22 protein-coding genes are annotated in these 24,124 nt (G+C 71.3%); 10 read left to right on the top strand and 12 right to left on the bottom strand.

From position 1 onward, the window contains the following. Positions 1-183: 183 nt before the first annotated feature. Complete coding sequence (locus ACLJQM_RS33760) at positions 184-429, top strand: hypothetical protein (protein WP_410634395.1); 246 nt, start codon at positions 184-186, stop codon at positions 427-429. A gap of 556 nt (positions 430-985) precedes the next feature. Here the strand turns inward: ACLJQM_RS33760 and ACLJQM_RS33755 are convergent. Together ACLJQM_RS33755 and ACLJQM_RS33750 are read right to left on the bottom strand one after the other, a co-directional pair. Then, a complete protein-coding gene (locus tag ACLJQM_RS33755) occupies positions 986-1,426 on the bottom strand; it encodes an OsmC family protein (protein WP_360770180.1) in 441 nt (146 codons plus the stop codon). Between the two features lie 4 nt (positions 1,427-1,430). Continuing rightward, complete coding sequence (locus ACLJQM_RS33750) at positions 1,431-2,051, bottom strand: HD domain-containing protein (protein ID WP_410634393.1); 621 nt, start codon at positions 2,049-2,051, stop codon at positions 1,431-1,433. 171 nt (positions 2,052-2,222) lie between these two features. Here ACLJQM_RS33750 and ACLJQM_RS33745 point away from each other — a divergent pair, with 171 nt between their 5' ends. Further along, a complete protein-coding gene (locus tag ACLJQM_RS33745) occupies positions 2,223-2,852 on the top strand; it encodes a TetR/AcrR family transcriptional regulator (RefSeq protein WP_247021362.1) in 630 nt (209 codons plus the stop codon). A gap of 103 nt (positions 2,853-2,955) precedes the next feature. Here the strand turns inward: ACLJQM_RS33745 and rpsA are convergent, their stop codons facing one another. Beyond that, positions 2,956-4,455, bottom strand: coding sequence for a 30S ribosomal protein S1 (gene rpsA, locus ACLJQM_RS33740; RefSeq protein WP_247021360.1), 1,500 nt, complete (start codon positions 4,453-4,455; stop codon positions 2,956-2,958). Between the two features lie 282 nt (positions 4,456-4,737). Between rpsA and ACLJQM_RS33735 the strand changes: the two genes are divergently transcribed. The 6 genes from ACLJQM_RS33735 (at position 4,738) to ACLJQM_RS33710 (ending at position 10,694) form a co-directional block, all read left to right on the top strand. Then, entirely contained in the window at positions 4,738-5,589 is an 852-nt protein-coding gene (locus ACLJQM_RS33735; RefSeq protein ID WP_410634391.1) for a class I SAM-dependent methyltransferase, read from the top strand. Then, a complete protein-coding gene (locus ACLJQM_RS33730; protein WP_410634390.1) occupies positions 5,586-6,497 on the top strand; it encodes a GNAT family N-acetyltransferase in 912 nt (303 codons plus the stop codon). The genes ACLJQM_RS33735 and ACLJQM_RS33730 overlap by 4 nt, the downstream gene beginning before the upstream one ends. 17 nt (positions 6,498-6,514) lie before the next feature. Continuing rightward, a complete protein-coding gene (locus tag ACLJQM_RS33725) occupies positions 6,515-7,435 on the top strand; it encodes a GNAT family N-acetyltransferase (RefSeq protein ID WP_247021355.1) in 921 nt (306 codons plus the stop codon). A 108-nt stretch (positions 7,436-7,543) separates the two neighbouring features. After that, positions 7,544-8,233, top strand: coding sequence for an ABC transporter ATP-binding protein (locus ACLJQM_RS33720; protein ID WP_410634389.1), 690 nt, complete (start codon positions 7,544-7,546; stop codon positions 8,231-8,233). Then, on the top strand, positions 8,230-10,125 hold the full coding sequence (locus ACLJQM_RS33715) for a YhgE/Pip domain-containing protein (RefSeq protein WP_360770165.1): 1,896 nt from the start codon (positions 8,230-8,232) through the stop codon (positions 10,123-10,125). Before ACLJQM_RS33720 ends, ACLJQM_RS33715 begins: the two co-directional genes overlap by 4 nt. After that, positions 10,122-10,694: a TetR/AcrR family transcriptional regulator gene (locus tag ACLJQM_RS33710; RefSeq protein ID WP_247021350.1), complete on the top strand. Its 573-nt coding sequence runs from the start codon at positions 10,122-10,124 to the stop codon at positions 10,692-10,694. Before ACLJQM_RS33715 ends, ACLJQM_RS33710 begins: the two co-directional genes overlap by 4 nt. 448 nt (positions 10,695-11,142) lie before the next feature. Here ACLJQM_RS33710 and ACLJQM_RS33705 read toward each other — a convergent pair whose 3' ends face one another. The 3 genes from ACLJQM_RS33705 to polA form a co-directional block, all read right to left on the bottom strand. Continuing rightward, positions 11,143-12,744, bottom strand: coding sequence for a trypsin-like peptidase domain-containing protein (locus ACLJQM_RS33705; protein ID WP_360770162.1), 1,602 nt, complete (start codon positions 12,742-12,744; stop codon positions 11,143-11,145). 215 nt (positions 12,745-12,959) lie between these two features. Further along, positions 12,960-13,493, bottom strand: coding sequence for an EF-hand domain-containing protein (locus ACLJQM_RS33700; RefSeq protein WP_360770160.1), 534 nt, complete (start codon positions 13,491-13,493; stop codon positions 12,960-12,962). Between the two features lie 102 nt (positions 13,494-13,595). Then, positions 13,596-16,337 carry a DNA polymerase I gene (polA, locus tag ACLJQM_RS33695; RefSeq protein WP_410634388.1) on the bottom strand — a complete coding sequence of 914 codons (2,742 nt, stop codon included), beginning with the start codon at positions 16,335-16,337 and terminating at the stop codon, positions 13,596-13,598. Positions 16,338-16,399: 62 nt separating this feature from the next. Here polA and ACLJQM_RS33690 point away from each other — a divergent pair, with 62 nt between their 5' ends. Together ACLJQM_RS33690 and ACLJQM_RS33685 are read left to right on the top strand one after the other, a co-directional pair. Beyond that, a complete protein-coding gene (locus tag ACLJQM_RS33690) occupies positions 16,400-16,840 on the top strand; it encodes a PaaI family thioesterase (RefSeq protein WP_086858832.1) in 441 nt (146 codons plus the stop codon). 4 nt (positions 16,841-16,844) lie between these two features. Further along, the gene (locus tag ACLJQM_RS33685; protein ID WP_360770153.1) at positions 16,845-17,816 is read left to right on the top strand and encodes a LysR family transcriptional regulator; all 972 of its coding nucleotides are present in this window, start codon (positions 16,845-16,847) and stop codon (positions 17,814-17,816) included. Here ACLJQM_RS33685 and ACLJQM_RS33680 read toward each other — a convergent pair. The 6 genes from ACLJQM_RS33680 to ACLJQM_RS33655 all read right to left on the bottom strand — a co-directional run bounded on the left by ACLJQM_RS33680 (position 17,782) and on the right by ACLJQM_RS33655 (position 23,756). Further along, positions 17,782-18,543 (bottom strand): alpha/beta hydrolase family protein, encoded by a 762-nt coding sequence (locus ACLJQM_RS33680; protein ID WP_360770151.1) that lies wholly within the window; start codon positions 18,541-18,543, stop codon positions 17,782-17,784. The two genes, ACLJQM_RS33685 and ACLJQM_RS33680, sit on opposite strands and share 35 nt — an antisense overlap. A 161-nt stretch (positions 18,544-18,704) precedes the next feature. Then, positions 18,705-19,418 carry an ABC transporter ATP-binding protein gene (locus ACLJQM_RS33675; RefSeq protein WP_247021340.1) on the bottom strand — a complete coding sequence of 238 codons (714 nt, stop codon included), beginning with the start codon at positions 19,416-19,418 and terminating at the stop codon, positions 18,705-18,707. Then, complete coding sequence (locus ACLJQM_RS33670; RefSeq protein WP_247021338.1) at positions 19,405-20,331, bottom strand: ABC transporter ATP-binding protein; 927 nt, start codon at positions 20,329-20,331, stop codon at positions 19,405-19,407. Before ACLJQM_RS33670 ends, ACLJQM_RS33675 begins: the two co-directional genes overlap by 14 nt. Beyond that, positions 20,328-21,473 carry a branched-chain amino acid ABC transporter permease gene (locus ACLJQM_RS33665; RefSeq protein ID WP_410634386.1) on the bottom strand — a complete coding sequence of 382 codons (1,146 nt, stop codon included), beginning with the start codon at positions 21,471-21,473 and terminating at the stop codon, positions 20,328-20,330. Before ACLJQM_RS33665 ends, ACLJQM_RS33670 begins: the two co-directional genes overlap by 4 nt. Beyond that, positions 21,470-22,420 (bottom strand): branched-chain amino acid ABC transporter permease, encoded by a 951-nt coding sequence (locus tag ACLJQM_RS33660; RefSeq protein WP_410634384.1) that lies wholly within the window; start codon positions 22,418-22,420, stop codon positions 21,470-21,472. The genes ACLJQM_RS33665 and ACLJQM_RS33660 overlap by 4 nt, the downstream gene beginning before the upstream one ends. 154 nt (positions 22,421-22,574) lie before the next feature. Then, positions 22,575-23,756, bottom strand: a complete 1,182-nt coding sequence (locus ACLJQM_RS33655) for a branched-chain amino acid ABC transporter substrate-binding protein (RefSeq protein WP_360770393.1) — start codon at positions 23,754-23,756, stop codon at positions 22,575-22,577. Between the last annotated feature and the right edge of the window lie 368 nt (positions 23,757-24,124).

Here is a 24,124-nt window from a genome sequence, read left to right as displayed (position 1 = left end):
CCCGGCCTGCTCAAGCTGGGTGCCCGGCCGAGCGGCGGAGCCCATCCGGACGGACGGGCGATCCGCAAGCCGATCGTGACGCGTGACTCAACCGATATCCGGACACGCCGTGTTGCTTACCCACCCCGCCCGGCACCGGTGCGTACCGTCCGCGCGACAAGGGTCGCCCACGGCGGAGGAACGATGGCGAACAGCAAGCACGTCGGGAAGCACCGGCTCGGCACGCCGGGGCTGGTGCACTGCGTTCGCCACCACCCGGTCGCCGACGCCCTGGCCGACTACCGGCGCACCTGGTTGAGCGCCCTGATGGTCCCGGCCAAGCACAGCTTTGCCGGCCTCCGCCGCAAGGCCCGCGCCGCCGCCTTGGAGCGCATCTGGGTCCCCGCCGTCGTGCCACGCGCGGCTACGGCGACCGTCCGCGCCGCCTGACCTCGCGGGCACCCGCCGGCGAAACCGTCCGCGCCGCCCGACCCCGCACGCAGCCGCCGGCCTCGCCGCCTGACCCACGCGCGACCGCTCGCACCACGGGACCCACGCACGGCCGCCGCGACCACCCGCGCCGCACGCGGCCGCCATGACCACCCGATCGGCACGCGTCCGCTGGCATCGCCCGATCCGGCATGCCGCCACCACAGCGGCCTGCGCCGCCTGACCCACGCGGCCACCGGCGAACTGGCCGCGCTGCCCGGCCCCGCGTGCAGCCGCCGGCCTCGCCGGCCAGCCCGCGCGGAGCCACCGCGACCGCCCACGCCGCTCCCCGCCCGCGCACGGCCACCGGCGAAACCGTCCCCGCCGACCCCGCGTGCAGCCGCCGGCCTCGCCGGCCAGCCCGCGCGCAACCACCGCGACCCGCCCACGCCGCTCCCCGCCCCCGCGCGGCCACCGGCGAAACCGTCCCCGCCGACCCCGCGTGCAGCCGCCGACCTCGCCGACTGGCCCGCGCGCAGCAACCGGTGAAACCGTCCGCGTGCCTGGACGAGCGCGGTCAGTGGGCGGTTTCGTGCGTCTCGATCACGATCTCCGACGACAGCGTGCGGTGCACCGGGCACTTGTCCGCGATCACCATCAGCTTCGCGCGCTGCTCGTCGTCGAGCTCACCCTCCAGCTCGATCTCCCGCGTGATCCGGCTGAGCAACCCGATCTCGGTCTCGCAGTGCTCGCAGTCGCGGGCGTGGATGCGGTCGTGGCGGAGGCGGATCGTCGCCCTGGTCAGCGGGATGCCCTTGCGGTCGGCGTACATCCGCAGCGTGATCGCCGTGCACGAACCCAGGGACGCCAGCAGCAGCTCGTACGGGTTCGGGCCCGCGTCGGCGCCGCCGGCCGCGATCGGTTCGTCGGCCAGCAGGGTGTGGGTCGCCGTGGTGATCTGCTGTGTGTACGTGCCGTCGCCGGTTGCGGTGACGACTACCGTGCCGGGGTCGGGCATCGGGTCAGTCCTCCCAGGGTGATTCTTCGATCGTGGTCACGAAGTCCTGCCGGACGAAGCCTGGCACGAAGCGGGCGAGAACATCGGCTTTGACGTTGCCGAAGGTCGTGTCGGGCCGGTCACGGATGCCTTCGGTGAACGCCGCGAGGATGCGCCGCTTGAAGTCCGGGCGCGGGTGCGCCGCCACGATGGCGGCCCGGTCCGCGGCGGGCAGGTCGTGGTAGCCGATGCCGAGGACGTCGTACTCGACGCCCGCCGTCACCAGGGCGATCTCGGGTTCCATGTGCTCCGGGATGCCCGGGGTGGTGTGCAGGGCGATGGCCGTCCACGCGATCCGCGCGCGGTCGGGGTCGGCGCCGTGGGTGAGCAGGAAGCCGCGGGCCTCGTCGGCGCCGTCGAGCTCGAAGCGGCGGTCGGTGCGGTGGCCGTCGACGAGGCCGAGGTCGTGGAACAGCGCGGCGACGTAGAGCAGCTCGTCGTCGAACTCGATGCCGCGCCGCCGGCCTTGCAGGGCGCCGAAGAGGTAGACGCGAGCCGAGTGGTCGTACAGCAGCGGTCCGGCGGTGTCGCGGACGTACTCGGCGGCTTCGCGGGCGAGGGCAGTGTCAGGGACTTCAAGGGTCATGACACCGACGATGCCTGCCCGCGCGGTGCTCGGACCTGCGTCCAGCGGACGGGAATACCGCAATTCCGGACATCGGACGCATTCCCAAGACGCGCCGGATATCGTATCTTCTGCTGCGGGTGGGCCGCCCGGACGCCGTCCGCGCCGGGCTGCCGTGAAGGGGGTGCGCCGATGGCCACCAGGCACTTGCCGATGCGCCCGGCCGACCAGGGCAGCCGAGAGCGCTTTCTCGACGCGGCGCTCTCGGTGCTGGTGAACCGGGGTGTCCCGAGCCTGACCGTGCGCGGGGTCGCCGAGGCCGCCGGCGCGTCGACGATCTCCGTGTACGCCCGCTTCGGCGGCCGCTCGGGTCTGCTCGACGCCCTGTACGAGCGCACTTTCGACTCGCTGCGGGAGATGCTCGAAACCCTGCCGCCGTCGAGCTCGGACGGTCTGGCGGACCTGCTGCACCTGGCGCTCGAGTACCGGCACTTCGCCCGAGAGAGCCCGGCCCGCTACGCGCTGATGTTCGAGCGCCCGGTCCCCGGCTTCGACCCGGACCCGGCGCTGCGCTCGGCCGTGCTGCGGACGACGTTCCGGATGTTCATCGAGCGCGTCCAGCGGGTCTCCCCGCCGGGAACGGACGCCCAGGCCGCCGCGTACCAGCTGTGGACCGCGATGCACGGGCTCGTGGGCTCGGAGCTGATGCTGGCTTCGCGGACCCCGCTGACGGACTGGTTCATCCCGCCGACCGAAGAGGCCAACGAAGCGGTGTACCGCCAGGGCGTCTCCGCGATGATGCGCGGCCTCGGCCTGCGCTGAACCGCTGAACCGCTGCGCCGCTGAAACCCAGGCTCCGGAAACGACGGAACCCCCGGTCCGAAGTGGACCGGGGGTTCCGTCGTTCAGCTCGGAGAGCTAGTGCTCACGCACCGCCGGAGAGCTTCTCGCGGAGCGCCGCGAGCTGCTCGTCGGAGGCGAGGGTGCCACCGCTGCTCTTCGTGTCGGCCGGAGCCGAACCCGAGGTGTAGCTTTCCGCGCCACCCTCGATGCCGGTCGCGGCGTCCGCGGCGGCCTCGGCGTCGGCCTCGACGGCCTTGACGACCTGCTTCATGTGGGCCTCGTAACGAGTGTGCGCCTCGGCGTACTGGCGCTCCCACTCCTCACGCTGCTTGTCGAAGCCTTCCTGCCACTCCTGGGTGTCCGGGTCGAAGCCTTCGGGGTAGATGTAGTTGCCCTCGGCGTCGTACTCGGCGGCCATGCCGTACTGGGTCGGGTCGAACTCGGTGTCCGGCGTGACACCCTCGTTCGCCTGCTTCAGCGACAGCGAGATGCGACGGCGCTCGAGGTCGATGTCGATGACCTTGACCATGACGTCGCCGTTGACCTGGACGACCTGCTCCGGGATCTCCACGTGGCGCTCGGCCAGCTCGGAGATGTGGACCAGACCCTCGATGCCCTCTTCGACGCGCACGAACGCACCGAACGGAACCAGCTTGGTGACCTTGCCCGGCACGATCTGGCCGATCGCGTGGGTGCGGGCGAACTGGCGCCACGGGTCTTCCTGGGTCGCCTTCAGCGACAGCGAGACGCGCTCGCGGTCCATGTCGACGTCCAGGACCTCGACCGTGACCTCCTGGCCGACCTCGACGACCTCGGACGGGTGGTCGATGTGCTTCCAGGACAGCTCGGAAACGTGCACCAGGCCGTCGACGCCACCCAGGTCCACGAAGGCACCGAAGTTGACGATGGACGACACGACGCCCTTGCGGACCTGGCCCTTGGCGAGCGCGTTGAGGAACTCGCTGCGCACCTCGGACTGGGTCTGCTCGAGGTAGGCGCGGCGGGACAGGACCACGTTGTTGCGGTTCTTGTCCAGCTCGATGATCTTCGCCTCGAGCTCGCGGCCGACGTACGGCTGCAGGTCGCGGACGCGGCGCATCTCGACCAGGGACGCGGGGAGGAAGCCGCGCAGGCCGATGTCCAGGATGAGGCCGCCCTTGACGACCTCGATGACGGTGCCCTTGACGGGCTCGTCCTTCTCCTTGAGCTCCTCGATCGTGCCCCAGGCGCGCTCGTACTGCGCGCGCTTCTTGGACAGGATCAGACGGCCTTCCTTGTCCTCCTTCTGGAGGACCAGGGCTTCGACCTCATCGCCGACGGTGACAACCTCAGCCGGGTCGACATCGTGCTTGATGGAGAGCTCACGCGAGGGGATGACACCCTCGGTCTTGTAGCCGATGTCGAGCAGGACCTCGTCGCGGTCGACCTTGACGATCGTGCCTTCGACGATGTCGCCATCGTTGAAGTACTTGATCGTCTTGTCGATAGCCGCGAGGAAGTCTTCCTCCGACCCGATGTCGTTGATGGCGACCTGCGGGGCCCCGGTGGGGGCGGTCGGGGCGGTGGCGGTGTCGGTGGTCATTAGGCGGGTTGCTCCGGTGGATGGAATCGAGGGTTGGCAGTTGTCGGCGCGAATGGGTGCATGCGACGACCCTGCGAGCAAACGTCCACCAGTGAACGACCGCGGCATGACCCGCATACGGTGCGCGACCCGAGTCCCAACCAGAAGCTGAGCGGAAGGCAGCGCGAACCCACTGCGCTAACACTTATCCTACGCGGCGGTCGCCGGGCGGCACAATCAGGGTCCCCGCCGCTCGCTAAGGTCCTCGCGGAAGCAAACCCCCAGGGACCGGAGACCACCATCATGCCACCGGAGGAGCCGCCCGCGCCGGGGCGCCACGACGCGGCCGAGCACCACCTGGGCACCGCCGCCGTCGCCTACCGCGAGGTCGGCGGGCCGGAGGCCGCGGCGGCCAACCTCGCCTGGTGGGACGCCGACGCCGACGACTACCAGGCCGAGCACGGCGGCTTCCTCGGCGACGCCGACTTCGTCTGGTGCCCGGAGGGCGTGCGGGAGGCGGAGGCCCGGCTGCTCGGCGACGTCCGCGGCAAGCGCGTGCTGGAGGTCGGCTGCGGGCAGGCCGCGTGCTCGCGCTGGCTGACCGAGCAGGGCGCGCACGCCGTGGCGACCGACCTCTCCGCCGGCATGCTGCGCCACGCCCGCGAAGGCAACGAGCGCACCGGCCTCGCCGTGCCGCTCGTGCAGGCCAACGCCGAGTACCTGCCGCTGGCGACCGGCAGCTTCGACGCGGCCTGCTCGGCCTTCGGCGCGATCCCGTTCGTCGCTTCGGTCGACGCGGTCTTCGCCGAGGTGCAGCGGGTGCTGCGGCCCGGCGCGCCGTGGGTGTTCTCGGTGACTCACCCGATGCGGTGGATCTTCCCGGACGACCCGGGCCCGCTGGGGCTCACCGCCACCCAGCCCTACTTCGACCGGACGCCGTACGTCGAGGTCGACGACGAGGGCACCGCCACCTACGTCGAGTACCACCACACCCTCGGCGACTACGTCCGGGCGCTGGCCGCGGCCGGGTTCGCGCTGACCGACCTGGTCGAGCCCGAGTGGCCGGCCGGGCACACGCGGGAGTGGGGCCAGTGGAGCCCCCTGCGCGGGAAGCTCTTCCCCGGCACGGCGATCTTCCGCACGCGCCGCTCGTGAGCTCCCTGGAGGAGCAGCAGAACGCGCGGTTCGCCGCGCTCGACCCGCTGCTGCCGCCGATCGCCGCCCCGCCCGCGGTGAGCGAGCCGCTGCTGGTGACCACCGGCGGCCGCAAGGCGGGCGGCCTGCTCGCCCACCACGTGCACCCGGCGGGCTCGTGGCCGACGCTGTGGGGCCCGTCGGAGATCTGGGACCTGACCCCGGTGCCGGGCGACAGCGGCGCGGCGGGACTGGCCGCGCTGCTCGACGCTTGGCGCGAGCGGCTGCGCGGGACGAGCCCGAGCGCGGACTCGGGCTGCACGGTGGCCTGGCCGAGCCGTGACACCGAGGCGTCGGCGGTCCTGCTGGCCCACGGCTTCGCGCCGTCGACGTGCCTGGCGGTGCGGCCGCCGGACCCGCCGGCGGAACCCGGGCCGGCGCGGGTCACCGTCCGCCGCGCCGGGGACGGCGACGTCGAAGCCCTGACCGACCTGCGGCTGGCCGAGTGGCGGTACACGTCGCTGGTCGGCACCGCCGTCCAGCGGCCGGGCGCGCGGCCGCTGCTGCGCGCGGAGGTCGTCCGCGCGCTGCGCTTCTCCGGCCTGGTGTGGCTCGCGGAGGACGACGGCGTGCCGGCCGGGCTGGCCGCGTGCGCGCTGGCCGCCCCGGCGCCGGGCGACAGCATCCACGGGCGGCTGCGGCCGGGGCGCTGGGGGTACGTCGACACGCTGTCGGTCGCGCCCGCGGCGCGCGGCGGCGGGGTGGGCCGGGCGCTGATGGCGGTGGCGCACCGGGAACTGCTCCGGCCGGACGCGCTCGGGACGTTCCTCTTCTACCACCCGCCGAACCCGCTGTCCCCGGTGTTCTGGCACCGGCAGGGCTATCGTCCACTGTGGACCATGTGGATCCGGCGCCCCGCCTGGTCCTGATCGCGAGGGGGAACCCCATGGACATCGCCGAGCCGCTGCTCGCGGCCCACCAGGCGCGGTTCGCGGCGGTCGACGCGCTGCTCCCGCCCGCCGCACCGCCTGCCGAGGGCGAGCGGCTGGACGCGGCCACCGCGGCCGGCACCCAGGTGACCGGCGTCCTCCAGCGGCAGCGGTTCGGCCCCGGCGACGTCCCGATGCTGTGGTCGGCCGCCGACACCTGGCAGCTCTTCCCCTACTTCGGCGACACCGGCACCGAGGGCGTCGACGTGCTGCTGCGCGCGCTGCGGGGCCGGCTGGACGCGGAGGCGACCGGCGACGACTCGGCGTGCGTCGTCCTCTGGCCGAGCCGGGACGCGGAGGCGATCCGCGCCTTCCTCGACCACGGCCTGGTCCCGCTGTCGGCGGTCGCGGTGCGGACCGCTCCCCCGGGTGCGGCGGACCCCGCGGTCACCGTCCGCCGCGCCGGGCCGGCCGACCACGCCGCCGCGGTGGCGCTGGCCGAGGCGACCTTCGACTACACCGGCCTCGTGGCCGCGCCCCGCCGGGCCAACACCGCGGACCTGCTGGGGCCGGGCCTGCGAGCCGCGCTCGACGAGGACGAACCGCCCGTCTGGCTGGCCGAAGAGAACGGCGGGATCCGGGCGCTCGCGCACTGCGCGTGGGTGGATTCGACGCCGGGGAGCGAGGCGGGCGAGCTGCTCCCGACCGGCCGCTGGGGGTACGTGAACAACGTCGTGACCGCGCCGGGCGAGCGCGGGAGCGGCTTCGGCCGGGCGCTGATGGCCCACGTGCACCGGGAGCTCCACCGCGGCGGCGCCACCCGCACGTACCTCTACTACAACCCGACCAACCCGCTGGCCTCGGTGTTCTGGCACCGGCAGGGCTATCGTCCGCTGTGGACGAGCTGGGAAGTGCGCCCGGCGTCGGCGCTCCGGTGAATCACTCGCTCGTGTGACGTGCGTCCGGTGATCTTGCTCCAACCTCCCGTCGGGACTACGTTTTTGAACTGACCGGTCAGTTCAAAAGTTCGCGAAGCGGGAGAAATCGTGCAGGTCCGAGCCGATCGCGTGTCCCTCGAAGGGCACCACGGCACCTTGTTACCGCCCACCTCGCTGACGTTCGGCGAAGGCGACCTGGCGATCGTGCACGGCGAACCCGGCGTCGGCGTCACGGCGTTCGGCCTGGCGCTGGCCGGGCGGCTCAAGCCGACCACCGGCACGGTGCACGCCGAGGGCGTCGACGCGGGCCTGACGGAGCTCGTCGCGGTCGTCGACGCGCCGGACGTCAGCGAACCCGACGACGCCCTGCCCCTGCGCGTGGTCGCCGGCGAGGAGCTCGCGCTGGCGCACCGCCCGGCGGGCAAGGAGGACGTCGCCCGATGGCTCGGCGAGCACGACGCCGCGCCGTTCGCGGGCACGCGGTTCGAGAACCTCGCGCCCACCCTGCGCACCCGGCTGCTGACCGAGCTGGCCGCGGAGCGCAAGGGCGTGCGCGTGCTCGTCCTCGACACCCCGGACCGGCACACCAGCGACGTCGACAGCTGGGCCGGGCTCGCGCGCGAGCTGGCCGGGCGCGGTCTCGCCGTCGTCGTGCTGACCGCGACCACCCCGCTGTCCGCGCTCCCCTTCCCGCCCGCGCGCCTCGGCGCCGCCGAGCAGCCGGAGCCGCAGCACCACGCCCCCGCACCCGCCCCCACCGAAGAGCTCCCCGAGAGCACTGACGAGGTCTCCGAATGAACGCCTTCCGCATCGCGCGCAACGAGCTGCGCCGCCTGTCCACCGGCACGATGCCGAAGCTCGCGCTGGTCGCGCTCGTGCTGGTACCGCTGCTCTACGCGTCCTTCTACCTCTACGCGAACTACGACCCGTACGGCCGGCTCGACAAGCTGCCCGCCGCGGTCTTCACCAGCGACAGCGGCGCGAAGGATGCGAGCGGTCAGCAGCGCAACGTCGGCCGCGAGGTGACCGACGAGCTGGTCAAGTCCGGCACCTTCCAGTGGCACGAGGTGTCCGAGCAGGAGGCCCGCGACGGCGTCCGCGACGACAAGTACTCGTTCGCCATCGGCATCCCGAGCGGCTTCTCCGCCGCGCTGCTGTCGGTCGGCAACTTCCAGCCGCAGCAGGCGACGATCACGCTGACCACCAACGACGCCAACAACTACCTGTCCGGCACGATCGCGAAGCAGGTCGCCGAGCAGGTGCGCAAGACGATCGCGGAGAAGGTCGGCAGCGAGGCAGCGGACCGGTTCCTGGTCGGCTTCTCCACGATCTACGCGAAGATCCAGGAGGCTTCGACCGGCGCGTCCCAGCTCGCCGACGGCGCCACGCAGCTCAAGACGGGGCAGCAGAAGCTGGCCGACGGCGCGGCGAAGCTAGCGGACGGCTCGTCGACGCTGGCGACCGGCCTGGGCACGATCAAGAGCGGCACCGCTTCCCTGCCGTCGCAGACGCAGCAGCTCGCGAACGGCGCTTCGCAGGTGGCCGCCGGGGACCAGAAGGTCGCCGACGCGGCTTCGATCGCCGCGACGGCGTCGTCGGACATCCAGGGCAAGCTCGACTCCTACCGCAGCCAGCTGCAGACCGACCTGCGCGACGCCGGCGTGCCGGAGACGCAGGTGCAGGCGATCCTCGCGAAGGCCGACCAGCTGCGCTCCCCCGTCGACCAGGCCAACGGCAAGATCCAGCAGGCCAACGGCGACCTCGCGAAGCTGGCCGACGGCGCCCGCCAGGTGTCCGACGGCGCGGCCAAGCTCGCGGCGGCGTCCCCGCAGCTGGCGAGCGGCATCGCACAGGCGTCCGACGGGGCGAACCAGCTGCGCGACGGCGCTTCGCAGCTCAACGACGGCGAAAAGACCGCCGTCAACGGCACGAACCAGCTCGCGGACGGCGCGGTGAAGCTGCGCGACGGGCTGGCGGCCGGGCTCCAGCAGATCCCGAACCCGGACGACCCGACCCGCACCGCGACGGCCACCACGATCGCGGACCCGGTGGCGGTGAACGCCAACGGCGAGGCGTCGGCGGGGACGTACGGCGCGGGGCTGGCCCCGTTCTTCATCTCGCTGGCCACGTGGATCGGCGCGTTCGTGCTGTTCCTGATCCTGCGGCCGCTGTCGACGCGGGCCCTGACGGCGGGCGCGGCCCCGTTCCGCGTCGCGGTGGGCGGCTGGCTGTCCTCGGCGCTGCTGGGCATCGCGCAGGTGGTCGTCCTCTTCGGCGCGGTGACGTGGCTGGTCGGCATCCACATCGCCCACCCGCTGGGCGCGATCGGGTTCGCGGTGCTGGTGTCGCTGACGTTCACGTCGGTCGTGCACGCGCTCAACGCGTTCTTCGGCGCGGTCGGCAAGTTCCTCGGCCTGGTGCTGCTGGTGCTGCAGCTGGTCAGCGCGGGCGGCACGTTCCCCTGGCAGACGATCCCGGACGCGCTGTACCCGTTGCACGTGGCGCTGCCGATGGGCTACGCGATCGACGGCTTCCGCCACCTGTTCTACAGCGGCGCGACGGTGAACCTGCTCGGCGACATCGGCGTGCTGCTGGCCTACCTGGTGGGCGGGATCCTGGTGTCCACGCTGGCCGCGCGCAAACGTCGCGTTTGGACGGTGTCCGCGCTCAAGCCCGAACTGAGCCTGTGAGCGGCGGGACGAAGCAGAAGCTCTTCGAGGCCACATTGGAGCTCTCGAAGAGCCGGGGCCTGGTCGGCCTGACGGTCGACGACATCGCGGCGGCGGCCGGGGTCGCGAAGGGGACGGTGTACTACAACTTCGGCTCGAAGGACGGCCTCGTCGACGCGCTCCTGCGGTACGGCGTCGACATGCTCGCTCTCCGGTTGCGCTCCGCCGTTTCGGACGCGGACCCGCTGGCGGTGATCGAGGCGCAGGTCGACACGACGCTGGAGTTCATCGCGCAGTACCCGGGGTTTTCGCAGATCCTGGTGAGCGAGCTGTGGCGGACGCCGGGCCAGTGGCACGGGACGCTTTCGCTGCTGCGCGAGGAGATCATCTCGATCGTGAAGCAGCAGCTGTCCCGGTTGGAGTCGGCGGGGCGCCTGCCGGAGGGAGTGGAGATCCCGACGGCGGCGGCGGGACTGTTCGGGACCATGTTGGTGGTGGCGCTGGACTGGCAGGTGTTCGGACCACAGCGGACCCGGGCGGAGGTCCGGGATGCGGTGATGGTGCTGATCCGGGGTCTGGGGCGGCGGTAGCTCAGCCTGGCCCGCGGGGGCGCCCCCGTTTTCCACGCTACCGGGCGGCACCGACAATTCCGTGGGGCGAAAGCCGTGAAGGTCACCTTGAGGAACGCAGAGTTCCTGGAGGTGGCCTTCACGAAACTTGAGGTCAGCCGCGGTCTTCCGGGCGGGCTCGGACCGCTGCCGCTCGCGGTTCGGCAACGCCCGTACAAGGCATGTTCGAGCGCGGCCGTCTCGGGGTGGTTGGTTCAGCCGCGTGAGGTGGCCGAGCTTGGTGTGGTCGCGGCCGGGGCCACAACGGACGGCTCAGCCGCGGTCCTCCGGACGGGCCCGGACCGCTGCCACTCACCGTTCCCAACGCCCGCACAAGCCGTAGTCCCGCGCGGCCGTCTCGGGTGATCGGCTCAGCCGAGTGAGGTGGCCGAGCCTGATGCGGTCGCGGACGGGCGCCAGAACTGACGGCTCAGCCGCGGTCTTCCAACCGCGCCCGGACCGCTGCCGCGTACGTGTCCACCGCCGTGGCCGCTGCCGTCAGCTCGCACGGGCCGTCGATCAGCAGGCGCTTCGCCGGGACGTACGCCTGGTCCAGTTCCGGGTCGCTCTCCAGCCCGTGCTCGCGGGCCAGCTCGTTGTCGCCCGCCAGGCGCGCTCGGAGTTCCTCGCGGCGGGCCATCAAGCCGTCCAGGACCGCGCGCTGGCGGCGGCCGTCCTCGACCGCTGGGGCTACCGCGTGCTCGTGGCTGTCGATGTGGCGCTCCACCCACTCCGCGTCGCCGTCGACCTCCGCCGAACGCAGCTGCTTCAGCGCGCCGCGGAGGCGGTGGGCGCGGGCCGGGAGCATGGCCACGCCCGTGAAGCGCGTCGCCACGCGCAGCTGGTACGCCTCGATCTCCGCGAGCTCCGCCACCGCCTGCGTCAGCACCTCGAGGCGGCCGGCGAGGTCGTCCGGGGCCGGGCGGGCCGCCGCCGTGCCCGCGCGGACCGCCGCCACTCCCGGGGACGACTCCTCGCGGAAACCCAGCAGCAGGCGCAGTCCCAGCTCGGCCGCGCGGCCGGCCAGCGGGGCGAGCACCTCGCCGACCAGGCGGTCGGGTTCGGCGGAGTCGTCGATCGCGTCGACGACCAGGGTGCGGCCGGCGACCCCGTTCGTCAGCCGGTCGGCGATGCGGTGGCGGACGGCGTCGGCGGTGCGGCCGGTCGCGTCGACGGCCAGGTCGACGCTGCCCGCCGGCGGCATCTGCCCGAACGCGGGCGGCAGGCCGGCCACGCCAAGCGAACGTTCGCGGTCGGCCAGGACGATGCCGAACCGCAGGGCCGCCGCCACCGGTGAGCCCGCCTCGCCGGTGTCGACCACCCAGACCGTGCCGGGCTCGGCCTTCGCGAACCAGTCCGCGACGCGCTGCACGAACGAGACGTCGACGGCTTCCCCGACCGGGCGCGAAAAGCTGGCGTCGACGGCGGGGCTGCCGGACGTCCAGATGCTCAGCTGCGGCAGGTGGCCGAGCATGGTTTCGACGGGCACCATCCACGTCCCGGTGTCCTTGCCCACGACCACGCCGACGACGTGGCCGGTCGCCTCGTCGAGCACCGCCGTGCCGCCGAAGCCGGGGCCGAGCGGTTCGGCTTCGGCGGTGCGGAACAGGCGGACCCACTCGCCGCCGGTCGGTTCCGGGGCGCCGAGCCGGGCGTGCGTCCACCGGCCGACCGAGCCGGGCGGGAAGCCGAACGCGCGCACGAGCTGGTGCTCGCCCAGCGGCATGCGGTGCAGCGGCGCGCGGAACACGCGCGATTCGGGGCGGTCCAGGCGCAGCAGGGCGAGATCGCCGTGCCCGCCACCGTCGGAGGGCACCCAGCAGCCTTCGACGACGGTCGCGGTGCCGGGCAGTGCCTCGGCCAGGCCGACGAAGTCGACGGTCAGCGCGGACCTCGGCCCGCCGGCCGTCTCGACGACGTGCGCGCTCGTCAGCACGTGGTACTCGTCCAGTACCGTGCCCGCCCCGCACACCCGGCCGAGTTCGTCGTGCAGCCGGACCCGCCAGCGTCGTCGCTCACGCTCGAACCCCATTCGGCGGACCCTACGCCGTGATCGCCGCGCCTCGGGCGCCGACCTCCCTACCCAGCGGTAATAGCTCACCCGAACGGAGTCCTCCGTTCGTCGCAATGCCAACGGTTTTCGTGCGCGGATGACTGAACGAGCCCCCGGGGAGACCGCTCAGCGGGACCGACTGCTCGCTGAGCGGTCTGCCCGAAAGATCACCGGACACTGCACCGGCAAACTCGTCAAACCCGGCCGAACACCCAGCTGCCCGGCGCGGCCGGGTCGTCGCCCGCCCAGAACTCGTACCAGTGGCCGGTGAACTCGTCGTGGGAAAGCCGGCCGTCGCCGTCGGTGTCGAGCAGCGCGAACGCGTCGCCGGTGGACGTCGTGGCGCCGCTCCACGCCTCGATCATCCGGTGGTACTCCGCTGCCGAGATCGCGCCGTCGCCGTTTTCGTCGACCGCTTCGAACATCGCCGCGGCCGTGCCGGTGACGGCGCCCGGCATCTGCGGGAGTTCGTCGACGACGCCGAGGACCTCGTCGAGGGAGACCTTGCCGTCGCGGTCGCGGTCGGACGCCGCACGCAGGGTCGCCCACCAGCCCATCATGATCGCGGCGAGCTTCTCGCCGTCGGGGCTGCCGCCGTCGGTGCCGCGCACGTCGAGCCACCTCGCCGTGAGCGCCCGGAAATCGGACTCGGTCAGGTACCCGTCGTCGTCGGCGTCGAGGGCGCCGAAGACGACGGAGATCTTGCGTCGCTGGAAGTCACTGGCCATGCCGCCAGCTTCGTCGCGGCGAACGGCATCCGACGACGGCCGCCCGGGTGCTCCCGCGCCACGACCCGGTGATCCGGGTCGCGACGCAGAGTAGGCGAACGGTCAGTGCGCGGCTTCGTTCCAGGACCGCCCGTAACCGACCGAGACCTCGAGGGGCACGGCGAGCTCGTACGCCGAGCCCATGCCGTGGCGCACCAGCTTCTCCAGCTGTTCGCGCTCCCCTTCGGCGACCTCCAGCACGAGTTCGTCGTGGACCTGCAGCAGGATCCGGCTCTTCAGCTTCGCCTTGACGAGTTCGCGGTGGACGTTGAGCATCGCGACCTTGATGATGTCGGCCGCGCTGCCCTGGATCGGGGCGTTCAGCGCCATCCGCTCGGCCATCTCGCGGCGCTGGCGGTTGTCGCTGTTGAGGTCGGGCAGGTAGCGGCGGCGGCCGAAGACCGTTTCGGTGTAACCGTTCTTCGCCGCGATCCCGACCACCGAGTGGAGGTAGTCGCGCACACCGCCGAAGCGGTCGAAGTACGCCTCCATCTGGGACTTGGCGTCCTCGGTGGAAATCCGCAGCTGCTGCGAAAGCCCGTACGCCGAAAGCCCGTACGCGAGGCCGTACGACATCGCCTTGACGCGGTAGCGCAGCTCCGGCGTGATCTCCTCCGGCGGCATCGAGAACGCCCGCGACGCCACGAACGTGTGCAGGTCCTCGCCGGAGTTGAACGCCTCGATCAGGCCCTCGTCCTGCGACAGGTGCGCCATGATCCGCATTTCGATCTGGCTGTAGTCCGCGGTCATCAGCTCGGAAAAGCCCTCACCGACGACGAACGCGTCGCGGATGCGACGGCCTTCCTCGGTGCGCACGGGGATGTTCTGCAGGTTGGGCTCGGTCGAGGACAGCCGCCCGGTGGCCGCGATCGTCTGCAGCAGCGTGGTGTGGATGCGCCCGTCGTCGGCGACGGACTTGATCAGCCCCTCGACCGTCGTGCGCAGCTTCGTCGCGTCCCGGTGCTCCAGCATGTGCTGCAGGAACGGGTGTTCGGTCTTCTCGAACAGCCCCTGCAGCGCCTCGGCGTCGGTCGTGTAGCCGGTCTTGGTGCGCTTGGTCTTCGGCATGCCGAGCTCGTCGAAGAGCACGACCTGCAGCTGCTTCGGCGAACCGAGGTTGATCTGCTTGCCGATCACCGCGTACGCCTCTTCGGCCGCCTGCGTGACGCGCGAAAGGTAGTGCGCTTCCAGCGTGGTCAGCTGCTCCAGGTCGACGGCGACCCCGGCGATCTCCAGCTCGGTGATGACCTCCAGCAGCGGCAGCTCCAGCTCGGCGAGCAGCTTCGCGCCGCCGATCTCCTCCAGCTCCTTCTCGAGCGCGCCGGCCAGCTCGAAGATGGCGCGGGCCTTGACGAGCTCTTCCTGGATTTCCTTCTGCTCCAGGCCTTCCGCGCCGCCGTCGAGCAGCGACAGCTGGCCGTCGCCGCCGTCGGTCTCCGAGCGCAGCTCGCGGTGCAGGTAGCGCAGCGCGAGGTCGTCCAGCTCGAACGTGCGCTGGCCCGGGCGCACCAGGTACGCGGCCAGCGCGGTGTCCATGGCGAGCCCGGCGAGCGTCCAGCCGCGGGCGTGGATCGCGTGCAGCGCGACCTTGAGGTCGTGGCCGGTCTTGCGGATCTCCGGGTCGGCGAACCAGGCGGCCAGCGCGGCGTCGTCCGCCTGGTCCATCGCCGTGACGTCGACATACGCGCCTTCGCCGTCCGCCGCCGCGAAAGCGACCGCGCGCAGGTCGGAGCGGACGGACGCGCCCACCGCGCGGAACGCCAGCGCCACCGGCTCGCCCCCGCTCGCGTGCGCCGCCAGCCACGCGCCGAGCGCGCCGGGCGCGAGCGCGGCCCCCGAGACCTCGAAGCCCTCGTCGGCCTCCGGCTCGGCGCTCTGCAGCGTCGCGAACAGCCTGTCCCGCAGCACGCGGAACTCCAGCTCGTCGAACAGCGCGTGCACGGCTTCGCGGTCCCACGGGCGCAGCTCCAGCCCGGCCGGGGCGATCTCCAGCTCGACGTCGCGGATCAGCTCGGTGAGCTGGCGGTTCAGCTGGACCGAGCTGAGGTGCGCCCGCAGCGCCTCCCCCGCCTTGCCCTTGACCTCGTCGACGCGGTCGATCAGATCGTCGAGCGAGCCGAACTGCTTGATCCACTTGGCCGCGGTCTTCTCGCCGACGCCCGGGATGTTCGGCAGGTTGTCCGAGGGGTCGCCGCGCAGCGCCGCGAAGTCCGGGTACTGCCGCGGGGTGAGCCCGTACTTCTCCTCGACGGCGTCCGGCGTGAACCGGGTCATCTCCGACACGCCGCGCTTCGGGTACAGCACCGTCACCTGCTCGGTGACCAGCTGCAGCGCGTCGCGGTCGCCGGTACAGATCAGGACGTCGAAGCCCTCCGCCGTCGCCTGCGTCGTGAGCGTGGCGATGATGTCGTCGGCCTCGAAGTTCTCCTTCGTCAGCGACGGGATGCCGAGCACGTCGAGGACTTCCTTGACCAGGTCGACCTGGCCGCGGAACTCGTCCGGGGTCGCGCTGCGGTTCGCCTTGTAGTCCGCGAACGTCTCCGAGCGGAACGTCTTGCGCGAGAGGTCGAACGCCACCGCGAGGTGGGTCGGCGCTTCGTCGCGGAGCAGGTTGATGAGCATCGAGGTGAAGCCGAAGACCGCGTTCGTGACCTGGCCGGTCTTGGTCTTGAAGTTCTCCGCCGGCAGCGCGAAGAACGCGCGGTAGGCCATCGAATGGCCGTCGATCAGCAGCAGCTTCGGGCGCTCGGCGACGCTGGTCGATCCTGTGGCGTTGGCAACGGTCGTCTTCTCACTCGGGCTCACGGGCCCGAGTCTAGGCTGAGGGTCCGACACTCTTACGTGTCGCATAGGAACAGGAGCTTTGTGTGACGGACAGTGCCGCCCCCATCGACGTGGAGCGGCTGTCGGGCATCGACCCGGCGGCGGCGGACCAGCAGCTGAACGACAAGATCGGCATGAAGCTGCTCGAAGCGACGGCCGAACGCGTGGTCGGCACGATCCCGGTCGAGGGCAACCTCCAGCCCTACGGCCTGCTGCACGGCGGCGCGAACGCGGTGCTCGCCGAGGCGCTGGGCTCGACGGTCGCGGCCCTCAACGCGGGCCCCGGCCGCGCGGCGATGGGGCTCGAGCTGTCCTGCACCCACCACCGGGCCGTGCGCGCGGGCACCGTCACCGGGGTCGCGACGCCGCTGCACGTCGGCCGCGGCACCATCACCGCGGAGATCGTGCTGACCGACGACGAGGGCCGCCGCACCTGCACCGCCCGGCTCACCTGCGTCGTCCGGGACCGCCCGCCGGGCGCCTGAGCCGGTGGACCTCGACCTCGCCCAGGTGCGGGCGTTCGTGGTGACCGCGGACCAGCGCCACTTCGGGCGAGCCGCCCAGGCGCTGTTCCTCACCCAGCAGGCGCTCTCGAAGCGCATCCGCAAGCTCGAGGACGCCCTCGCGACGCCGTTGTTCCTGCGCACCAACCGGTCGGTCGAGCTGACCGCCGAAGGCGAGCGGTTCCTGCCGCACGCGCGGGAGCTGGTCCGGGTGGCCGACGCGGCGGTGGCCGCCATGGGCGCCGACGACCGGCCGCTGCGCCTCGACCTGCTCGACTACCGCCTCTCCCCGATGTTCCTGCTGCGCCGGCTCGCCGAGCGGGACGCGGGGCTGCGGGTGGACAAGGTCGCCGGCGGCGGGTTCGCCACCGCCGTCGAGAAGCTGCTGAGCGGCGAGCTCGACGCCGCCTTCGGCCGGGTGAACGGCTTCGGGCGGGCGCTGCCCGACGAGCTGGAGCACCGGGTCGTCCGGCTGGAGCCGCTGGTCGCCCTGCTCGCCCCGGAGCACCCCCTCGCCGTGCAGGACACCCTGCCGCTGACCGACCTCAGCGCCGACGGGATCTGGCTGCCCGGGCACGGCGGCCCCGCCGAATGGCTGTCCTACGTGCACGAGCTGTGCACCCGCTTCGGCGTGCCGATCGACGACTCCGGCGTCAGCTACGACCTGCGGCACACGCTGGAGCAGACCCGCTACGGCAAGCGGCGCGTCACGCTCGCCGGCGCGGACATGGAGCTCGCGCCCGACCTGAACCTGAAGGTGCTGCCGTTCGAGCCGTCGCCGCTGTTCCCGTGGTCGCTGGTCTGGCGGCGAGGGAAGGCGCACCCGGCGCTGAAGCGGCTGATGTCGCTGGCCGGGCGCACCAGCCGCGAAGAGGACTGGTGCGCCTACGACCCGGCGCACGCCTGGGTGCCGGACGACGACGTCATCCTCGCAGCTGCCGCGCGAACCACCCGGTGAACGCGGCGTCGACCCGGGCCGCGGCCGGCGTGCCCGGCGGGAGTTCGTGCGCCATCCCCTCGACCGCCACCAGCTCGGCACCCAGCTTCTCGTGCAGGGCCGCGGCCGGTTCGCGCACGGCGACGTCGTCGTCGGCCCCGGTCACGAGCAGCAGCGGCGCGGTCAGCTCGGCGGCCCGGTTCACGTAGTCGTAGCGCGCCGCGACCGCGCGGGACCGCTCGGTCCACGCGTAGGTCACCCCGAAGCGCCGCTCGTTGGCGGCGATCATCGGCGCGAGCTGGACGACCGGGCTGACCACCGCGGCGGCGGTGATCTCGGCGTCCCCGCGCGCCAGCACCTCCAGCGCCACGATCGCCCCGGCCGAGCCGCCGAACACCCCGAGCGGCCCGCTCGCGCCCGGCAGCCGGTCGCGCAGCTCGGCCAGCGCCGCCGGGAACTCGGCCGCCGCCTGCTCGGTCACGGGCTCGAAGACGTTCAGGACGGCGTCCTCGCCCGCGCGCCGGAAGACCTCGTCGTGGCCGCCTTCGGGCAGCCGCGCCCCGCTCAGCGGCAACCCGAAGTACACCCGCCACGCCTGGAGACCCGCCATCGGCACGGCCTCGGCCATCGCCTGCTCGCTCGACGGCACGTCCATCAGGTGCCAGCCGGCCACCAGCGCCGCCGGTTCGCCGGCGTTCGCCGGCGGCACCGCCACGAACGGCACCCCGGCCGCGATACCCTCGATCATCTCGTGCTCCTCGGTTTTCGTTGTGCCCCAAGCAAACCGCGAGAAGACGAGCGGGTCCAACAGCCTTCCGGACCGCGACGACAACCGGTGGTTGTGGCCGGGAACGCGAACCGGCCCCGCACGCCGGAGCGTGCGGGGCCGGGGTGAAAGCCGCCGGGACGTCAGCCGACGCCCAGGTAGGCCTCCTTGATGCTGTTGTCCGCGAGCAGTTCCTTGCCGGTGCCGGACTTGGTGATCCGGCCGGTTTCGAGGACGTACGCGCGGTGGGCGCGGGACAGCGCCTGCTGCGCGTTCTGCTCCACCAGCAGCACGGTGGTGCCCTGCTTGTTGATCTCCGTGATGATCCGGAAGATCTGCTGGATGAACTGCGGGGCGAGCCCCATCGACGGCTCGTCCAGCAGCAGCAGCTTCGGCTTCGCCATCAGCGCGCGCCCGATCGCGAGCATCTGCTGCTCGCCGCCGGACATCGTGCCGCCGAACTGGCCCTTGCGCTCCGCCAGCCGCGGGAACAGCTCGAAGACCCGTTCCAGGTCCTCGGCCAGGTCCTTGCGGTCCTTGCGGGCGTAGGCGCCCATGTCGAGGTTCTCCATCACCGTCATGCCCGGGAAGATCCCGCGGCCTTCCGGCGCCTGCGAGATGCCGCGGACGACCCGGAGGTCGCCGCGCAGCTTGGAGATGTCCTCGCCGGCGAACGTGATCTTGCCCGACGAGATCGGCCGGATGCCCGAGATGGCCCGCATCGTCGTCGACTTGCCGGCGCCGTTGGCCCCGATCAGCGTGACGATCTCGCCTTCCTCGACCGAGATGGACAGCCCGGAAACCGCCTGGATCCGTCCGTAGTGGACGGACACGTCCGACAACTCAAGCAACGTCATCGTCAGGCACCCCCAGGTAGGCCGCGATCACCGCGGGGTTCTCGCGGATCTCGGCGGGCAGTCCTTCGGCGATCTTCTTGCCGAACTCCAGCACCACGATCCGGTCGGTCACGCCCATGACGAGCTTCATGTCGTGTTCGATGAGCAGCACGGTGTAGCCGTCGTCGCGGATGGTCCGGATCAGGCCCATCAGGTCTTCCTTCTCCGCCGGGTTGAAGCCCGCCGCGGGCTCGTCCAGGCAGAGCAGCTTCGGCTCGGTGGCCAGCGCCCGCGCGATCTCCAGGCGCCGCTGGTAGCCGTAGGGCAGGTTCTTCGCCCGGTCGGCCGCGCGGTCGGCGATGCCGACGAACTCCAGCAGGGCCATCGCCTTCTCGACGGCGGCCTTCTCCTCGCGGTGGTGGCGCGGGGAGCGGACCAGCGCGCCGAGCAGGCTGGTCTTGTGCCGCGCGTCGGTGCCGACGACGACGTTCTCCAGCGCGGTCATCTCGCTGAAGAGCCGGATGTTCTGGAACGTCCGCGCGATACCCAGCTGGGTGATGCCGTGCCGCGACGTCTTGCCCAGCGCCTTGCCCTCCAGCCGGACCTCGCCCGAGGTCGGCCGGTAGACGCCGGTCATCGCGTTGAAGCACGTCGTCTTGCCCGCGCCGTTCGGCCCGATCAGGCCGAGGATCTCGCCGCGGCGGATGCCGAAGGAGATCTGGTCGAGCGCGACGAGACCGCCGAAGCGCATCGTCACGTCGTCGACCTCGAGCAGCGTCTCGCCGACCTCGACCTCGATGTCGCGGTCCGGCGCGACGACCTCGGCGACCTCGGCGTCGTGCTCGGCCCGCTCCTCCGCCGTCATCTGCTGCAGTTCGGCGACGAGGCCGCCCTCCGCGACGACCTCCGGCCCGCCGTTCTGGGGCTCGGTCATGACTTGCTCCCCGGGGTCGGTTCGGTCTGCAGCGCGCCGTCACTGCTGATCTGCTCACCGCGGCCCAGCAGTCGTTGGTACGCCTGCCTGCCGTAGGCGAGCAGGCGCTGGCGCGCACCGAGCAGGCCCTGCGGCCGGAAGATCATCAGGATGATCAGCGCCAGGCCGAAGATCAGGTACTTGTACTCGGCGATCGCCTGGAAGCGCAGCGGGACGTAGGCGACGACGCAGGCGCCGAGGAGGACACCCACCTTGTTGCCCGACCCGCCGAGGATCACCGCGGCCAGGAACAGCATCGACGTGACGACGTCGAACTTCTGGTTGTTCACGAAGCCGAGCTGCCCGGCGTAGAGCGCCCCGGAGAGGCCGCCGATCGCCGCGCCGCTGATGAACGCCCAGATCTTGAACTTGAACGTCGGCACGCCCATGATCTCCGCCGCGTCCTCGTCGTCCCGGATGGCGACCCACGCGCGGCCGACGCGGCTGCGCTCCAGGTTCCCGACCAGGAACAGGACGGCGATGATCAGCGTGACGCACAGCCAGTACCAGGGGATGCCGTTCGAGTTGTTGAACAGCGGCGAACCGTCGGCGTTCGTGCCCGGCGGGTGCCCGACCTCGTGGAACCCGGAGTTGCCGCGCAGCGGGCCGACGTTGTCCGCGAGCAGGCGGACGATCTCGCCGAACCCGAGCGTCACGATCGCCAGGTAGTCCCCGCGCAACCGCAGTGTCGGTGTCCCGAGGATCACACCGAAGATCATCGTGACCACCATCGCGATGGGGAGCACGACGAGGAACGGCAGGTGCGAAAGCGACGAGTCGGGGCTGGTGAACAGCGCCATCACGTACGCGCCGATGGCGAAGAACCCGACGTAGCCGAGATCCAGCAGGCCCGCCTGGCCGACCACGACGTTGAGACCGATGGCGACCAGCGCGTAGCGGGCCACCTCGAACATCGCGATCGGGAAGTCGTACCCCGGCTGGGTGGTCAGGATCGGCGGGTTCAGCACCGGCAGGAAGTAGATGAGCACCACCAGCGGGATCAGGATGACCCACTGCTGGACGCGGCTCAGGTTGTTCCAGCGCTCGCGCAGCGAGTGCTTGCCGGGGCTCGCCACCGCCGGCTGGGTCGAGGTCGTCGTCATACCCGGGCCTTTCCGAGCGACTCACCGAGGATGCCGGTGGGCCGGATCATCAGGACCAGCACCAGGAGGGCGAACGCGACGATGTCGCGCCACCCGCCGCCGAAGAGCGACTGGCCGTAGTTCTCGACGACGCCGAGCAGCAGGCCGCCGAGCAGCGCGCCGCGCAGGTTGCCGATACCGCCGAGCACCGCCGCGGTGAACGCCTTGATGCCGAGGAGGAAGCCGCCCTGGTACCACGCGCCCTGCGGGATCTTCATCATGTAGAACAGGGCCGCCGCGCCCGCCAGCAGACCGCCGATGAGGAAGGTCAGCACGATGACGCGTTCCTTGTTCACGCCCATCAGCGTCGCCGTGTCCGGGTCCTGCGCCACCGCGCGGATACCGCGCCCGAACTTGGTCTTGTTGACGAAGTAGTTGGCGCCCAGCATCAGCACGATCGAGGCGATGACCGTGATGATCGTGACGTTGGTGACGCTCCCGCCGAAGAGGGTGAAGACCTCTTCGTTGCGCATCAAGCGGATACCGAGTTCGGCATTGCCGCCACGCCAGATGAAGATCAGCTGCTGCAGCACGAAGGACGCGCCGATCGCGGTGATCAGGAACACCAGCTTGGGCGCCCCGCGTTTTCTCAGCGGGCGGTAGGCCACGCGTTCCAGGACCACCGCCGTGCCGCCGGAAACCGCCATCGACGCCACCAGGGCCAGCAGGAAGAAGCCGATCAGCTCCACCACCGACAGCGTGGGCGTGTTGCCGGGCCGGAACCCGAGGCCGTAGAAGGTGAACCACGTCGCGTAGACGCCGTAGACGAACACTTCGGAATGGGCGAAGTTGATGAGCTTCAGGACGCCGTAGACGAGCGTGTAGCCCAGCGCCACGAGCGCGTAGATGCTGCCGTAGGCCAACCCGTCGAACGTGTTGTTCCAGAACTGGTCCAGGAACGCGCTCACGTCGAACTTGATCCAGCTGTCGCTCTGTGCCAGAACGAGCGAGCTCAGGGTATGAGTCAATGACACACTAGTTCTCCATGTGGGACCGGGGTGCTCACCCGGCGGGATCCAGCCGCCGGGCGAGCACCCCGGGAATCAGAACGGGAGCGTTGCGCTACTTGATCTCGGTGTTGCGGACGATCTTCCCGCCCTCGACCTTGTAGGTCCACACGGTCGTGCTGGACAGCTCGCCCTTGTCGTCCCACTTGAAGTGCTTCGTGATGCCCTGGCCGTCGTACGACTTGACGAAGTCCAGCAGGCCGGCGCGGTCCTTCTTGCCCGCGTCGATACCCTTGAGCAGGATCGTCGCCAGGTCGTAGGCCTCGGGCGAGTAGGTGCCCGGGTCCTTGCCGACCGCGGCCTTGTAGGCGTCGGTGAACTTGGTGAACTGGTCCGCCGGGACGCACGGGCAGGTGAAGTACGCCTTCGAGGCCGCCTCGCCGGCGCCCTTGACGAACTCGTCGTCCTTGACGCCGTCCGGGCCGACGAACTTGGCCTCGACGCCCGCGTCGTTCAGCTGCTGCGCGAACGGAGCGGCTTCCTGGTAGTACCCGGAGTAGAACACCGCGTCCGGCTTCTCGCTCTTGATCTTGTTGACCACGGCCGAGAAGTCGGTCTGCTTCGTCTTGACGGAGTCCTGGCAGGTGCCCTTGTCGCCGAGCGCCTGGATGGTCGACGCGGCCAGGCCGGTGCCGTAGTCGGAGTCGTCCTTGATGACGCACACCTTGTTGGCCTTGAGCTCGCCGGTCATGAACTTCGCGGCGGCCGGGCCCTGGGTGTTGTCGTTGCCCAGGCCGCGGAAGAAGGTCTTCCAGCCGTTCTGGGACAGGGTCGGGTTGGTGGCCGACGGGGTGACCGTGACCAGACCCGCGCCGTTGAAGATGTTGCCCGCGGCCTTGGACTCGCCGGAGAACGGCAGGCCGACGACGCCGATGATGGCCGGCGTGTTGACGATCTGCGTCACGATGCCGGGCGCCTTGTCGGGCGTGCCCTCGGTGTCGAACTGTTCCAGCTTGACCTGGCAGCCCGGGTTGGCCTTGTTGTGCTGCTCCACGGCGAGCTTCGCGCCGTTCAGGATGTTGACGCCCAGCGCGGCGTTGGCGCCGTTGATGGTGCCCGCGTACGCGATGGAGGTCGGGGAACACTGGGCCTTGCCGTCACCGGCGGGGTCGGCCGCGTCGGCGGCGGCGGACGGAGCCGCGGCCTGGGACTGCGAGCTCGCGCTGCTGTCGCCCGAGCCGCTGTCCGTGCGTGCCGAACACGCGCTGAGCGAAATGGCCCCGGCAGCGGCCAGCACGATGAACCGCGCAAGTCGTGCTTTCTGCACTCGTTCCTCCAAATGCCACCTGACCGCCCGGTAGGACGGCTGTCCCCATGTGGGACCTGACTGGCCGCTGAAAGTAGCCGCCCCGGGAGCCGTTGCACAGAGTCACGCGTGCTCTTGTAGCCACATCGTGACGGTCGTCACGAGTATTAACGTATGATTTACACCCGCTCGTCGTAATCTGACCAGCGGGTGGTGACTCTCGGTGCTCAACAGCCCGCGGAGTGCCCCTTGACGCCCGGTTAAACGTGTGCAGAGTCTACGGACCACGAGTCGATCACCGCGCCCGGCCACGCCGGGAAGGTTCGCAAAGGTACCAACAACGCCCTTTCGGGCACCCG

Origin of the sequence: Amycolatopsis sp. cmx-4-83 (assembly GCF_046548815.1) — a bacterium.
Classification (GTDB): Bacteria; Actinomycetota; Actinomycetes; order Mycobacteriales; family Pseudonocardiaceae; genus Amycolatopsis; species Amycolatopsis pretoriensis_A.
This window is presented reverse-complemented; position numbering and strand designations above follow the sequence as displayed.